The following is a 16,211-nucleotide window of genomic DNA, read 5'->3' as shown; positions in this document are numbered from 1 at the left end:
TTTAAATTAGGTGATTTAATGAAAAGAAATTGTTTAGTTAAAAAGAACTGTGCATGGAATATAATAAAAAAATTATATAAAAAAGTTAAGGAAGATGATATATTTGCTTTAGCTTCTCAACTTGCATATAATTTAATATTATCCTTTTTTCCATTTTTAATATTTTTGCTAACTATAATAGGGGCTAGCAATTTAAATGAAAATGGAGCTTTAGAAATACTAAAGATATTTCTACCTATTAGTGCTTATGATTTGGTTCAATCTACTATACAGGAAGTTTTTGCAGTACAATCTAAAAATTTATTATGGTTAAGTATTATTTTGGCTATATGGACTGCGTCTTCTGGATTTAGAGCTGTTATAAAGGGATTAAATAAGGCTTATCAAGTAAAGGAAACTAGATCATATATAAGAGTTAAATTAATTTCTATGTTATGTACAGTGGTTTTAGCACTACTTATATTATTTACGTTATTTCTATTAGTATTTGGAGATACCATAGGAAAATATTTATTGTCTAAACTGCCTTTTGATGATGCAATTATGTTTGCTTGGGATATGTCTAGGTATATAGTTGTTATATCTATGATGATATTAACCTTTGCTTCATTATATCATTTTACTCCTAGTAGAAGGTTAGGTTGGTCAGAGGTATTACCAGGAGCTGTTATAAGTACAATAGGATGGATTGGAACTGCCTATATTTTTTCTTATTATGTAAATAATTTTAGCAATTATTCTAGATTTTATGGTAGCTTAGCGGCTATATTTATTTTAATGACGTGGCTTTTTATAAGTTCTATGATTTTACTATTTGGTGGAGAAGTAAACGCAGTTTTAGTTGAAGATGAGTAATTTTTATATATTAAAGATAGGTTTAAACCTATCTTTTTTTCTAAATATTTATAAGTTTTCATAAATTATGCAAAAACTATTGAAAATATAAATATAATATACGATAATATATACATAGTTCAAAAAATGAACGATATGTGGGGGCGATAAATTTGGAAAAAGAAATAGAGTTATTAGATTTAATTAATAATAATAAAAATCTTAGTCAAAGAGATTTATCAAAATTATTAAATATATCTTTAGGAAAGGTTAATAATTTAATAAATTATTTTGAAGAACAAGAAGTTATTACGATAAATAAAGTAAATAGGCATACTGAATATAGATTAACTGAGAAAGGCATAAGCATTTTAGAAGACATTCTAAAGCAAAATTCTAATAAAAGAATAAAACTTCATGAGGATGGATTTAAAAAAGTTAAACAGGCAGTTATATTAGCAGCTGGTGAAAGAAGTGGATTTGGTAAACCGGTAGGTACGTTAGAAATAGAAGAAACAACAATAATAGAAAGAACTTTAGATATATTAAAAGAAAATGGAATAGAGAAGATAGTTATAGTTTTAGGATATGCATCAGAGTATTATGATGAAATAGTTAAAAAGAGAAATTTACTTGTGGTAAAAAATGATAGATATAAATGGACTGGGACTATGGCATCTTTAGCAGCAGCTAGCGAGTATTTAGATGATGATTTTATTCTTGTAGAAAGTGATGTTATATATGAGGAGAGGGCTATAAGTGATATGCTAAATAACCCTAATAGAGATTGTATATTAGTCACTAGTGAAACAGGTTCAGGAGATGAAGCTTTTGTAGAGATAAGAGATGAAAGAGTAGTAAAAATATCAAAAGATATACATATGTTTAATAAAATAGATGGAGAAATGGTTGGAATCATAAAGTTATCCTATGAAGTATATAAAAAGATGCTTAAGGATTTTGAAGGTAATAAAAATCCATATTTAAATTATGAATATTCTTTGCTGGATATTGGTAAAAACTATAAAATAGGTTATACAAAAATTGATGACTTGGTTTGGTATGAAGTAGATAATATAAGACACTATAAAAAAGTTATAAATAGAATTTATTCTCTAATTAAGAGAAGAGAAATAGAGATAAAATCTAATATAATAAAAGGATATTTAAAAGATGCCTTAAATTTGGAAGAAAAACAAATAGGAAGTATTACTCCAGCAGGAGGCATGACTAATAAAAACTATAAGATATATATAGATGAGAAACCTTATGTTTTAAGAATACCAGGTAATGGAACAGAAGAGATGATAAATAGAAAATATGAAAAAATAAATGCAAATCTTGCTGTAAGTTTAGGACTTGATAAAAATATCTTATATATGAATGATGAAACTGGAATTAAGGTTGCCGAATTTATAAAAAATGCAGAAACTTTAAATTCAACTACTGCTAAAAGAGAAGATAATATGAAATTAGTATCAAATCTTTTAAAAAGACTTCATAACTCTAATATAACAATGGAGAACATATTTAATCCTTTTGATCTTATGCTTTATTATGAGGAATTGGCTTTAAAATATAAAGGTAAATTTTATCACGATTATCATGTAATAAAAGATAAGGTATTTAAGTTAAAAGATAAATTTTATAGTTTAAATAAAAAACTATATCCTTGTCATAATGATACTTTACCAGATAACTTTGTAAAGGATAGTGATGGTAATATGTATTTAATTGATTGGGAGTACTCAGGATTAAATGATCCTATGTGGGATGTTGCTGCCCATATGTTAGAGGCAGGATTTAATAATGATGAAGAGGAACTTTTTTTAGATATATATTTCAATGGAAAGCTTACTAAAGAATTAGAAGAAAGAATACTATTGAATAAAATTTGCCAAGACTTTCTTTGGGCGTTATGGACTATTCTAAAAGAAGCTAGAGGAGATGATTTTGGTACTTATGGTATTGATAGATATGAAAGAGCTATAAACAATTTATCAAGATTCTATAAGGAGTAAAGGGATGATGAAATTAAAATATAATAATGGAAATATATTTGGACTTACATCAGGTATATGTTGGGGATTAGATACAGTATTAATAGGTTTAGTTTTGCTTATGTCTCCTTTTAATAGGCCAGAATTAATATTTTTAGCGCCGTTTTTAAGTTCTTTCTTACATGATTTTTTTTCTGGTATTTGGATGATTATTATTATGACCATAAGAGGAAAAATGGGATTAGTAATGAGGGCTATAAAAACAAGGAATAGTAAGATTGTAGCTTTAGCTGCTATATTAGGTGGCCCAATGGGAATGACAGGTTATTTATTAGCTGTAAAATATATTGGACCTGCATATGCTGCTGCTATATCTGCTATATATCCTGTAATAGGAGCAGTTATAGCAAGAATTTTTCTTAAAGAAAAATTATCTAACAAATCTTATATAGGATTAGTAATAAGTATAACTGCTATTGCCATTTTAGGATATGATTCAGGATTTAAGGCAGATAATTTCCTTTTGGGATTTCTTTTTGCTATATTAGGAGTTTTAGGATGGTCTTTAGAATGTGTTATTTGTTCTTATGGAATGAAGGGGGAGGAAATATCATCAGATATAGCATTGCAAATTAGACAAGTAGTTTCTTCATCAACTTATTTTATAATTATTTTACCTTTAATAGGGGGATTAAAATATGTACCTACAGTTGTATTTTCAAAAGCTGGCCTTTTAATATTAATAACAGCATTAATTGGAACCATTTCTTATTTATTTTATTATAAAGCAATAGATAAAATAGGGCCTACTAGAGCTATGGGAATGAATATAACTTATTGTATTTGGGCTATAATTTTTGATGCTATAATATTAAATAATCCTATAACTTTTAAACTTGTAATATGTAGTATATTAGTTTTAATTGGTACAGTTTTAGGAGCAGCACCTAATGAGGAAAATGAAGAATTAAAAGGAGCGTAGGATCAAACAATAAATAGTTATATAATATAAATATATTTTTGTAAGCAAAATAATGGAGGAATACACAATGAGAGCAATAATTTTAGCTGCAGGTATGGGTACAAGATTAAGACCTTTAACAAATGACAGGCCTAAATCTTTAGTTGAAGTAGCTGGAGAACCTATGGCAGAAAGACAAATTAGATTTTTAAAAGAAAAAGGTATAAATGATATTGTTATTGCAACAGGATATATGCCAGAGAAATTTGAATATTTAGTAGAAAAGTATGGTGTTAAGCTTATTCATAATGATAAGTATGATAAGTATAATAATATATATACAATGTATTTAGTTAGGGATTATTTAGAAGATGCTTTTGTAACAGAAGCAGATGTATATATGAGTAGAAATTACTTTAAGACTGACCATAAAACATCAACATATTATACTGGATTAAAAGAAGGCTTTAAAGACGAATGGATATTTGATTTAGATAAAAATGATAAAGTGCTAAAGATAAATGTAGGAGATGGAAATGGATATATAATGTCTGGAGTATCTTATTGGACAAAAGAAGATGGTAAGTTTATAAAAGAAAAATTAGAAGAAGCAATAGAAAATAGAGATTTTACTAATTTATATTGGGATAATATTGTAAATGAAAATATTCATAATATGAATGTTTATATAGAAAGAATCAATTCAGATGATTGGTTTGAAATAGATTCTATTGAAGATTTAAAAAAGGCAGAAGACCATATAAAAAGTAAATAATAATAAAAAAATTAGTATTTTAAAATACTAATTTTTTTATTATTAAATGTAAATTTATTTTTAATTAGCATAAATAACAGGTTACAAGGAATGTAGATTAATGTAATATTAACTTTTAAAATATATTTCTTATAATTGTTAAAATTGATAAAAATCAATAAGGGTAGTAAAATATTAATATCATGTCTAAAGGAGGATAATTATGGGCTATAGGGTAGACAGGGCTAAAAGAAGAAAAAAGAAAAGGAAAAGCAGTAAACTTAAAAAATTTATGATGATTATAATTCCAATTATTTTAATTATAGCAATTTTAATTATGGGATTAGGATATTATTATATAAAAAAGGTAAAGAATGTGGGATTAGATGAAGGAAATTTATCTGTAACAGATGTAAGTAAAATAGATTTAGACAGTAATCAAAAAGCCCATAAGGTAAAGAATATTTTACTTTTAGGAGTAGATGAACAAGAAAAGGCATCAGACTCTATTATGGTTTTAAGTATAGATGAAACTACAAAAAAAATAAAACTTACATCACTTATGAGAGACACTTATGTTGATTTTGGAAAAGGAAAAATAACAAAATTAAATTATGCCTATCATTATGGTGGAGAGCAGTTATCTGTTAAGACTGTAAATGAAAAGTTTAAGCTGGATATAACAGATTATATAAAAGTAGATTTTAATGGATTAGCTCATATAATAGATTATGTTGGTGGAATTGAAGTAGATGTAAAGCCGGAAGAGGTTAAGTATGTAAATAGTTATGCAAAAAATATATCAGATATAACAAAGATGCAATATACACCTATTTCTAAATCAGGGCCTCAGGTTCTAAATGGTGAACAAGCTACTGCTTATTGTAGAATACGTTATGTAGGAAATAATGATTATCAAAGAACAGAAAGACAAAGAAATATATTAACAAAAATATTTGATAAGTTGATAAAATCACCTATAACAGATTACCCCAATATAGTTAATCAATTAGCTCCATATGCAACAACAAGTTTAAATACCTTTGAAGTATTAAAATTAGCGGTTGCTTTTGCTGGATATACTAAAAATGGCATAGAACAAAGTAGATGTCCATATGATGGATTAAGAGAAGATACTATGATAAATAATATTTATTATATGAAATGGAATGAGCCTGAAAATGTAAAGAAACTACATCAATTTATTTATGCTCAATAAATTATAAAAATATTTCAATCTGTGAATATTTATTTTGAAAGAGGATAGACTTTACAATGAGAATTTTCAGGAGGTTGAAATATGAATAAAATTATATTATTAGGAAAACTTATTAAGGACCCTGAACTAAAGATAGTTGAAGGAACAGAAAAATCTTTTACAAAGTTTATAATTGCTGTAGAAAGAGGATTTAAAACTGCTGCAGGGGAAAGGCAATCAGATCTTATTCCTGTAACTATATGGGGAAGAAAGGCAGAAGTAGCTTGTAAGTATCTTAAAAAAGGTAGTCTTATAAGTCTTAGTGGAAGACTTAGAACTGGAAGCTATGAAGATCAATTAGGAAATAAAAGATATTTATCTCAAGTTGTAGCAGAAGATTTTAGATTTGTAAATAATAGAAGGGTTGATTACTTAAAAGACCCTAATAATTCAGAAAGTATAGTTTAATATATTGAATATAAATAATTAAAGGCTTAGTTTTTATACTAAGCCTTTAATTTATGAAGAATTATAGATTTATATTAGATTATATAAGTTTTTCATTTATACAATCAGATTTAGAGTAACCTTCAGCAATTCCAGTTATAATCTTACCTGCTGTAGAAGAATTATTTATTAGAATTCCACCTATTAAGTTACTATCTTTAAAGAATAACTTAGAGTATTTATTATTTAATATATCTTTAAATGAAAGTTGTTCTAATGTTTCATCATCAAAATTAACTGTTCCAGCGGAGAAAATCTCACAATCTAATCCGTTAAAGGTTACAGATGATACAAATCCCTTAAATTCTAAATTATCTCCAGCAGCATTAGCACCAGCTACTTTTCCCATTTCTATTGCAGCAGGCCAATTACCGTATACTATTCCGTTTAACTCTGAAACATCACCACAAGCATATATATTACTTAAGCTTGTTTCCATCTTATTATTTACAATAATACCTCTATTAGAATTTAAGTTTATAGATTTTGCTAAATCTAAATTAGATCTTATACCTACAGAAAATATTAATAAATCACAAGGAAGAGTTTTACCACTCTTTAATTTTATAGATATAACTTTATTATTTTCATCTACTATAATTTCATCACATAATTCACCAAGCATTAATGATACCTTTGAATTTGCAGCAATAGATTCAAAAAGCTTAGAACCTTCTAAATCTAGTTGACGAGGTAATAATCTACTAGAAAATTCTACTACCGTAACGTTATTAATTGATTTTTCTATTTCATTAGCAGCTTCTAATCCTAAAAGTCCACCACCTATTATTACTGCATTATTGGAAGAATCTATATCTTTTTTTATGCTTTCTACATCAGTTAAGTATTTAATAGTATGAACTCCTTTAACTTTATCATAATTAAGGGAATTAATTTCTTCTCCTTTTGATGTTTTTGTAGGTGGAATAAAGTTATAGCTTCCATTAGCTAATATAAGTTTATTATAATTGATTTTTTCTCCATTGCTTAAAGTTATTAAGTTAGATTTTTCATCAATAGAAGTTACTTCTACACCTAATAATTCATTTATATTATTTTCTTTATACCATTTTTTTGATTCTATATAAAAATCATCTTCATTTATAGGTTCACTTAGTAAATCAGAAAGTTGAGGTCTATAATATGAGGATATTTTTTCTTTAGAAATTAATATTATGCAGCATGATTTATTTCTTTCTCTGATTGCTTTAGCAGCATAAAATCCAGCAGCACCATTACCTATAATTACAAAGTTTTCGCTAGTGTCTTTGGAAAATGAAATTACCTCTTTCTTTACTTCTACAAATTGATCTTTATCAGCACCGCAAACAGGACAGATTTCTGGTGGTTCATAACCTTCAAATATTTCTCCACAAACTAGGCATTTCCAAAGTTTAAGTTCTTTTTTGTTATTATTAGTATTTGATTTTTCATTCCTATAAACATTATTTATATTTTTGAAAGAAGATAATGGTTTATTGCCTAAAAGGATTTCTGCAAAATTAAATCCAAATTGATGAGCTTTTTCTAAATCACTTTCTGATGGTTTAAAGTTAACTTTTAATCCAGGTGAAAAAACTTCCATTTTTAATTCTTTTAATCTAGATTCAATTCTAGGAACAGCTTCTCCACTCCAACCATAAGATCCAAAACCACCAGCTAGCTTTCCACCATGTATTACAGGATTAAGTTTTGCTAATAAATCTCTTATTGGTTCTAATAAATCTCCTAAAATTGTTGGTGAACCAAATAATAAGCCTTTTGATTCATTTATTGAAGTTAAAATATCTTCAATATTACTATGAGTAACATTAAATAATCTAACTTCTATATTACCAGCAGATTTAATGCCCTCAGAAATAGATTTTGCTAACTGCTCTGTATAACCATAAGCAGAAACATAAGGAATAGTAACGATTAATTTATCGCTTTTTACAGGTGTAGACCAAGTCCTATATAAATTAACTATTTTCCAAGGATTTTCTCTTAATATAGGACCATGACCAGGACAAATAACATCTATATTTAAGCCTTCTATTTTATCAATGGCTTTTAAAACATAAGGCTTAAATGGTCCTATTATACAATCAAAATAATATCTTAGTGATGAAAGATATTCATCTTCATTTTGAATTTTATCATTAAAAACATCTTCAAAGCAGTAATGACTTCCAAAGGAGTCACAAGTAAATAATAATTTATCTTCAGGAATATAAGTATACATTGAATCTGGCCAATGTAGGAAAGGTGCAGATATAAATTTTAAAGTTTTGTTACCTAAAGAGATTTCATCACCGTCATTTACTATAATTGATTTGAAATCTTTATTTACAATTGCATTTAAAAATTTAATAGCTGTAGCAGAACCGATAACACTAGCATTAGGTGATAATTCTAAGATTTTAGCAACAGAACCAGCATGATCAGGTTCTGTATGATCTACTACTATATAATCTATATTATGAATATCAATAGATAAACTTTCTAATCTTTCTATATATTGATCAAAAAATTCTGCTTTAACAGTTTCAAAAAGGCAAGTTTTTTCACTGCCTTTAACTACATATGAGTTATAGGTAGTTCCAAAAGGTGTATGCATTATTATATCAAAAGTTCTTAAATTAGGATCAAGGGCTCCAACCCAATAAATATCGTTTTTTATAGCTAAAGATTTCATAGCAATCCCTCCATAAATAAAAGTTTAACAAACTTATACGTAACTATTTGTTAAAATATAATTCAAATATTATTTAAAAAATATTAAACAATAATAATTATTCGTTATATATAATTATACATAAAAATAAATCTTTGTAAATATAGCTAAAGTATAAAAATTCATTAACATTCAGTTTATGTAAAAATTAAGTAAATTTTATTGAATTTTTGAAGTTGTTAAAATATAATTTAAGTTATGTACGATTGGTGATAAAGAAGATTAAGGAGAGTTTAAGATGAATAAATTACTAGCAGTTTTTTTATTATCTGCAGTACCTGTTGTAGAACAAAGAGGGGCTATTCCCTTAGGATTTTTATATCAATATAATCCTTTTTTAATATTCGTAGTTAGTTATTTAGGTAGTTTAATTCCTGCGCCATTTATACTGTTATTGTTTGATAAAATCTATAACTTTTTAAAAAAGTATGAAAGATTTGATAAAGTAGTAAATTTAATAGATGGTAAGATAAGTAAAAATAAGGGTAATCTGGAGAAATATAAAGAGATAGGATTAATAACATTTATAGCAATACCGCTTCCTACAACAGGAGTCTGGACAGGATGTGCTGTAGCAGCGTTTTTAGGATTAGATTTTAAAAAATCATTTTTATGTGCAGCTATTGGAGCTTTAATATCTGCTATTTTTATTACTATAATTTGCATGATAGTTCCGGGATTATTCCAAGCTAAGTTTGTATTTTAAAATTAGTTGAAATTTAATTTAAATCATAATAATGAGGCTTTTTCATTAGTTAAAAAGCCTCATTATTATTAAGAAAGTTAAAGTAGTCCACTTAGTTCAAATATTTTAAAAAGTATTGAAGTTTATAACAAATGTGTTATAATTTAAACATAGGGTTATGAGAACGTATACAAAAAAGAAAAAGCGGAATTTTCAATTATGGTATTATGGGAATTTAAAAGAAAGTCAGCTAGCTGACTTTCTTTTAAATTCCCATAAATTGTTTTATAAATACATTTTTATATAGTATAATTTTGGTATAAATATATTACTTTTAAAATAATAAAAAGGGGGGTTATGATAAGGCTGTAAACCTTATCTATTATTTTATGGATATAAATCAATTTTTTAATTTTAATAATAAAATTAAGGAAAATATAGCTAAAGTAATAGTGGGGAAAGAAGATAAGATAGAGAAGATAATAGTTTCTTTTATTTGCTCTGGACATATATTATTAGATGATTATCCAGGGCTTGGTAAAACAAAATTAGCTAAGGCTTTATCAAAAACTTTAAGTTGCAATTTTAAAAGAGTTCAGTTTACTCCAGATTTACTTCCATCAGATTTAACAGGATTATATTTTTATAATCAAAAGCTTGAAGATTTTAAGCTAAAAAAAGGACCTATAATGAGCAATATATTATTAGCTGATGAAATAAATAGAGCAACGCCAAGAACTCAATCTGCACTATTAGAATGTATGGAAGAAAGACAAGTCACAATAGAAGGAAAAACAATTAAATTAGACACACCTTTTTTTGTTATAGCAACAGAGAATCCAGTAGAACAATTCGGTACATTTCCCTTACCAGAGGCCCAATTAGATAGATTTTTTATGAGAATTTCTTTAGGATACCCAGAGTATTCAGAAGAAAAGGAGATATTAAATAGATTTATTGATGCTGATCCTTTAGAAAAATTAGAACCAGTTATAAATAAAGATGAAATAAAATTTGTACAGGCTAATTATTCTAAAGTTTATGTAAGTGAACATATTAAATCATATATATTAGATATAGTTAGAGAAACAAGAAAAAGTGATGAGATTTCCTTAGGGGCATCACCAAGAGCTACTTTAAGTTTAATGAAAGGAGCTCAAGCATTAGCTGCCATAAGAGGAAGAGATTATACTATACCAGAAGATGTAAAAGAAATAGCTAAGGATATTTTATCTCATAGAATATTATTAAAATCTGTTTTTAGTGATGGAACCAAATCTTCTCAGGAAAGAGCTATAGAAGGTATATTAAATTCAATAAAAACTCCTCTAGAAGAAATTCATTAAATGAGGTGAAGATATGACTTTTATTGTAGTTATAGTATCTTTGGTTTTATGCTTAATTATAGGAGAAAAGTATTCAGAAAAAGCTTTTAATTCTTTGATTATTAAAAGAGTTGTTAATAAAAATAAAATATTTCCTGGAGAAAATATTGAAATAACAATGACTTTAGAAAATAATAAAATAATACCAATACCATTTCTTTTAATAGAAGAACAAATGCCTAAAGGTATATATAAAGTAGATGATATAGATACAATAAAAAGAGGTGAGTTTAACTATTATTCTTCATATTTAAATATACTTGGAAAAGAGAGGATAAAAAGAAAGTATAAAATTAGTTGTGATTATAGAGGTGTTTATTATATTCAAAATATAAATATATCATTTGGGGACATATTTGGATTAACCACACAACAAAAGGAAAAAGAAAATTTTTTAGAAATAGTGGTTTACCCAAAATTAAATTCAATAAAAAAATTTAATATGGCTAGTAATAGCTTGATGGGAGAAAATTTAATAAAGAGATGGATTTTTGAAGATCAATTATATATTAAGGGAATCAGAGAATATAATTTAAATGATAGATTAAAAGATATTCATTGGAACTCTAGTCTTAGAATGAATAAATTAATGGTTAAAAACTATGATTTTACATCAAACAAAAGTGTAGTTTTTATAATAAATACACAAACTCAAAAGGATTATTTGATAGGAAATAAAAAAGAAAATATAGATAAAGAAATAGAATTTGTTGCAAGTATAAGTGAGATGCTTGTAAAAGAGGGTATTCCTGTTGGTGTGTGGACAAATAGTGATATTATTAGTTATTACAATTCAGTAAAATCTGAATGTCAATTAACCACTAACTTAAATTTTATTTTAGAGTTTTGTGGTAGAATAGCTAACAATCCTAACGTAACTATAGATAGGTATATAAATAAAATGAAGAAAACTATGAGTAGAGAAACAGTATATATTTTTGTTACCTCATATATAGATAGTGTAACAGCTTCAACTATGATTAATTTAAATAAAAAAGGAATAGTTATAAAGCTCATAGATCTATCTCAAAATGGTGAACTAACTTTGCAAGGTATAGAGAAGATACATCTTAAATGGGAGGTGTAGTTTATGGGAGGGTATAGTTCTATTAGATTAATCTATGGGGTGATAGTATCAACACTTATATTTATTTTAACTTTATTTTCTATAGGAAGACTACAAGGACTTCAAGTATCATATTACTTATATTTAATAATGTTATTTAACGTAATAGTTTTTTGTTATTTAGATAATAAAAATATATCACAAAAATTAATCTATCTTATAAATTTTATAACTTTTTTTATTTTAAATGTAATCGTATATGGATTTAATGACAAAGTAATCTATTCTATATACAGTATTATATTAACTAATATTATGTTAAAAGACAGAGAACATGCTGTAAGTAGGGAAAAATATTTAAGTAATTTAAATATTATATTAATAATTTTAGTTATAGCTATTCCTGTTATTTTTTTGGTGAATTATGATAATAAATTATTAATAGAAAAATTATATGTTTTAGAGTTTATACTATCTATAGTTCTTTTAAGAACATCTAGAACATATCAATTTAAATTAGATAAGAAAAATACCAATCGTAATACAATTTTAATAACTATTTTTCTTTTTATTATGACATCTCAATGGGTTATTGAAAAACTAAGTATTTTTTTTAATTATTTATATAAGCAGATGTATAAGGTATTAGATTTATTTATCTTTATTATTTCAGAGGTTTTTAAATTTATATATAATAAGATGCCTAATATTATAAAAAATAAAGGTGAGATTATAGTTAAAGTTGAGAATGATGTAAATAATAATTATAATAAAATGCAATATATTGGAGAAGAAAATTATTGGATAAATATAGCAGTTAATATTCTATTTGTTATTTTTATATTATTAATAGTTATAGCAATAATAAAACTCGTATTTAAATTATATAGAGATAAAAATATAAAATTTGAAAATGGAGAGGAAATAATAAGAGAAAGGATTATAAACAAAAGTAAAAGTAAAAGATCATTAAGGAGTATATTATTAAAAAATAATAAAAAAACAGATAAAGAGAAAATATTAATGATGTTTTCTAAATTAGAAAAATTAATTTTAAATAAAAAAATTTTTAATCAATCTATGACAGCTACTCAAATATATAAAGTTATGTTAACTAAGATAGATAGAAGTGAGGAGTTTTTATATATAATAGAAAAATATAATGAAGTTAAATTTTCTAAAAAAGAGTTAGAAAAAGAAGACTTAAAAATCTTTATAAAAAATTATAATATTGTAAAAGATGATATAAAAAAGAATTTATAAACAAATAATGGTAAGGATATATATCCCTACCATTATTTTTATAAAATTTTATAAAATAATGAATTTGTAAGGATTAAAATTCAAGCTTAATTTTTAAAAAATATAGAGAAAAATATGTCTTGTAAATATTTAGAAAAATACTATTATGTTAAAATATTTAAAAACTTATGTTCACAAAATAAATAAATTCGACAGTGATAAATAAACTATATACATTTACTACCAATTCCCTCGAAATTTTATAGAATTTATACCAAATACAGCAAGATTTTTGTCTATATTTTATGGATAAAAATTTAATTTGATATGCATAGTTTGACATAAAAAATATATCTAACATGTTAGTATAATATCAACGATTATGTGGAACAATTTTTAAATTAATGAGAGTTTCTAGGAGGAAAATAAGTGATAATTGTAAATAGTTTAAGAAAAAAAATAAATATTGAAGGAAAAGAGTTAAGTTATTCTTATAATCTTATTAAAACTTCAAAAGGTGGACAAGAAGTATATGGTATAGAGGTAGAAAGAGCGGATTACATAAATGATATTGCTATAAACGTTGAAAAAAATTCAGTAAATATTATCTCACCAAATGAAGATAAGGTAAGAGTATTGCTAGAAAAATTATATAGATATGAAGTTTCTCCAATTCATTTAATTGATATTATCGGAGAAGATGTAGATAAATGTGTAAATGATTTTGATAAAGTTTTCTGTATGTCTTGATAGATATTTTTATATGTGCAGAAAGTAGTTTTACTACTTTCTGCACATATAAAAGCTTTTTAGTATAATAATTAAAAGTTATTAGTGAATAGAAAATTTATAGTTGATACTATTTACAAAAAGTACATATATATATAAGTAAAACCTTTGATATAATTAAAATAGATTTAATATTATAGGAGTTAAATGTATATATGATATTAGGAATAGGCTCAGATATAATAGAAATTAATAGAATAGAAAATGCTATAGAAAATACTAAAGGTTTTTTGCAGAAGGTATTTACTGAAGAAGAAAAGAAACTTTTTTTAAAAAAATCTATGAGATCAGAGACTATAGCAGGAAATTTTGCAGTTAAAGAAGCTGTAAGTAAAGCTTTAGGGACAGGTATAAGAGGCTTTTCTTTAAAGGATATAGAGGTATTAAGAAATGATTTAGGAAAACCTGTGGTGAATCTTTATAATAATGCACTAGAGATTGCCAAAAGCCTAGAAGTAAAAAATATACATGTAAGTATATCTCATAATAAAAAAGACGCTATTGCCTATGTAGTATTGGAGGGGAGATAATGAAAGTAGGAACTATAGATGTTATGAGAAAAATGGAAAAAGTAGCTATAGAATCAATAGGAATTCCAAGTATTGTTTTAATGGAAAACGCAGCACACAAAGTTATAGATAATATTGATTTAAAAAACAATAAAAATTTTGTGGTTATATGTGGAAATGGAAATAATGGTGGAGATGGGTTAGCTATTGCAAGAAACTTAAAAATTGAAGGTAAAAATGTAGATGTATTTTTAAGCCAAAGAGGAAAAAATCTATCTAAGGATTGTAAATTAAACTATGATATTTTAAAAAAGTTAGGAGTAAGAATAAATCAGCTAAATAATTTAGAAGATTTTCAGGCTCTTAGGGATTGCTTAATTCGTAGTGATATAACAATAGACTCCCTATTTGGAACAGGTCTTAATAGAGATTTAGATTCATTTTACATAGATATGATAACGGTTATAAATGAAAATAGTAATTATATATTATCAGTTGATATACCTTCAGGGATGGAAGGTAACAATGGAAAAGTTATGGGTAATGCTATAAAAGCTAATAAAACTATAACTTTTCAAATATACAAAAAGGGATTTTTAGCTTATGAAACATTAAAATACACTGGAAAAATAATAGTAGAAAACATAGGCATTCCTAAGGAAATAGTAGATAGATATAATGAAAAAATAAATATAACAGAAGCGAAAAATGTTAAAAAATTAATCCCGCTAAGAGATACTTATGGCTATAAAGGCGATTATGGTAAAGTATTAATAATAGCAGGTAATGAAGGATATACTGGAGCAGCATATATATCAACGGAAGCAGCAGTTAAAAGTGGGGCTGGTCTTGTTACTTTAAGTACTAAAGAGTCTATAAAAAATATTTTATGTGGTAAATTAGAAGAAGCTATGACATCATCTTATGAAAATAAAGAAGAACTCTTAAAATTAGTAGAAAAAAGTGATGTAATAGTAATAGGCCCAGGCATGGGAAATAATAAAACTACACTTAATTGTTTAAAGCTTGTTTTAGATAATAGTAAAGTTCCTGTGATAATAGATGCAGATGGAATAAATGTATTAAAAGATAATGAAAATTTGATACAGAATAGAAAGTATCCAATAATAATAACTCCTCATTTAGGTGAGATGAGTAAACTTTCAGGAAGAACTATAGAATATATAAGAAATAATAGATTATCTGTTGCAAGTGAAATTGCCAAAAAATTCAAGATAATTGTACTTCTTAAAGGTTATAATACTGTAATTACAGATGGTGAAAGTACCTATATAAATCCTACAGGAAATAGTTCAATGGCATCAGGAGGTATGGGGGATTGCTTAACAGGAATAATAGCATCTTTCATTGCTCAAAAATGTGATTTATTGAAAGCAACTAGTATAGCAGCTTTTGTACATGGCTATGCAGGAGAAGTATTGTCTAAAGAAAGATTTTCAGTAAGTGCAACAGATATAATAGAAGCTTTACCTAATATAATAAAACAAATTCAATTAAATTAAGAATAAAATTAGTGTTTTTATAATAATATTAATGAGAATATT

The 16,211-nt window shown here is 25.6% G+C and carries 14 protein-coding genes; 13 read left to right on the top strand and 1 reads right to left on the bottom strand.

Features of this window, described 5'->3' with window-relative positions; all coding sequences use genetic code 11:
* The first annotated feature begins 18 nt into the window (after positions 1–18).
* The 6 genes from BUA70_RS06020 (at position 19) to BUA70_RS05995 (ending at position 6,215) form a co-directional block, all read left to right on the top strand.
* Positions 19–855 (top strand): YihY/virulence factor BrkB family protein, encoded by an 837-nt coding sequence (locus BUA70_RS06020; RefSeq protein WP_072894825.1) that lies wholly within the window; start codon positions 19–21, stop codon positions 853–855.
* A gap of 152 nt (positions 856–1,007) precedes the next feature.
* Positions 1,008–2,855, top strand: coding sequence for an NTP transferase domain-containing protein (locus tag BUA70_RS06015; protein ID WP_072894821.1), 1,848 nt, complete (start codon positions 1,008–1,010; stop codon positions 2,853–2,855).
* A gap of 4 nt (positions 2,856–2,859) precedes the next feature.
* Complete coding sequence (locus tag BUA70_RS06010) at positions 2,860–3,816, top strand: DMT family transporter (protein WP_072894818.1); 957 nt, start codon at positions 2,860–2,862, stop codon at positions 3,814–3,816.
* Between the two features lie 67 nt (positions 3,817–3,883).
* Positions 3,884–4,570, top strand: a complete 687-nt coding sequence (locus BUA70_RS06005) for a sugar phosphate nucleotidyltransferase (protein WP_072894814.1) — start codon at positions 3,884–3,886, stop codon at positions 4,568–4,570.
* Between the two features lie 202 nt (positions 4,571–4,772).
* Positions 4,773–5,768, top strand: coding sequence for an LCP family protein (locus BUA70_RS06000; RefSeq protein WP_072894811.1), 996 nt, complete (start codon positions 4,773–4,775; stop codon positions 5,766–5,768).
* Positions 5,769–5,849: 81 nt separating this feature from the next.
* The gene (locus tag BUA70_RS05995; protein WP_072894808.1) at positions 5,850–6,215 is read left to right on the top strand and encodes a single-stranded DNA-binding protein; all 366 of its coding nucleotides are present in this window, start codon (positions 5,850–5,852) and stop codon (positions 6,213–6,215) included.
* Between the two features lie 79 nt (positions 6,216–6,294).
* Here BUA70_RS05995 and BUA70_RS05990 read toward each other — a convergent pair whose 3' ends face one another.
* Positions 6,295–8,931: an FAD-dependent oxidoreductase gene (locus BUA70_RS05990; RefSeq protein ID WP_072894805.1), complete on the bottom strand. Its 2,637-nt coding sequence runs from the start codon at positions 8,929–8,931 to the stop codon at positions 6,295–6,297.
* Between the two features lie 277 nt (positions 8,932–9,208).
* On the opposite strand from BUA70_RS05990, the gene BUA70_RS05985 reads away from it, so the two are divergent.
* From BUA70_RS05985 to BUA70_RS05955, 7 genes are all read left to right on the top strand, one after another.
* The gene (locus BUA70_RS05985; RefSeq protein WP_072894801.1) at positions 9,209–9,676 is read left to right on the top strand and encodes a COG2426 family protein; all 468 of its coding nucleotides are present in this window, start codon (positions 9,209–9,211) and stop codon (positions 9,674–9,676) included.
* Between the two features lie 368 nt (positions 9,677–10,044).
* Positions 10,045–11,001 (top strand): AAA family ATPase, encoded by a 957-nt coding sequence (locus tag BUA70_RS05980; RefSeq protein WP_072894798.1) that lies wholly within the window; start codon positions 10,045–10,047, stop codon positions 10,999–11,001.
* 13 nt (positions 11,002–11,014) lie between these two features.
* The gene (locus BUA70_RS05975) at positions 11,015–12,127 is read left to right on the top strand and encodes a DUF58 domain-containing protein (protein WP_072894795.1); all 1,113 of its coding nucleotides are present in this window, start codon (positions 11,015–11,017) and stop codon (positions 12,125–12,127) included.
* A gap of 3 nt (positions 12,128–12,130) precedes the next feature.
* Positions 12,131–13,369 (top strand): hypothetical protein, encoded by a 1,239-nt coding sequence (locus tag BUA70_RS05970; protein WP_072894792.1) that lies wholly within the window; start codon positions 12,131–12,133, stop codon positions 13,367–13,369.
* Between the two features lie 408 nt (positions 13,370–13,777).
* Entirely contained in the window at positions 13,778–14,098 is a 321-nt protein-coding gene (locus BUA70_RS05965) for a DUF6514 family protein (protein ID WP_072894790.1), read from the top strand.
* 194 nt (positions 14,099–14,292) lie between these two features.
* Positions 14,293–14,667, top strand: coding sequence for a holo-ACP synthase (acpS, locus tag BUA70_RS05960; protein WP_072894777.1), 375 nt, complete (start codon positions 14,293–14,295; stop codon positions 14,665–14,667).
* Complete coding sequence (locus BUA70_RS05955) at positions 14,667–16,169, top strand: bifunctional ADP-dependent NAD(P)H-hydrate dehydratase/NAD(P)H-hydrate epimerase (protein WP_072894774.1); 1,503 nt, start codon at positions 14,667–14,669, stop codon at positions 16,167–16,169. Before acpS ends, BUA70_RS05955 begins: the two co-directional genes overlap by 1 nt.
* The last annotated feature ends 42 nt before the right edge of the window (positions 16,170–16,211 follow it).

It is taken from the genome of Clostridium fallax, from assembly GCF_900129365.1.
Taxonomy (GTDB): Bacteria; Bacillota; Clostridia; order Clostridiales; family Clostridiaceae; genus Clostridium_AH; species Clostridium_AH fallax.
The sequence above is the reverse complement of the archived record's forward strand: the minus strand, read 5'-3'. Positions and strand labels throughout refer to the sequence as shown.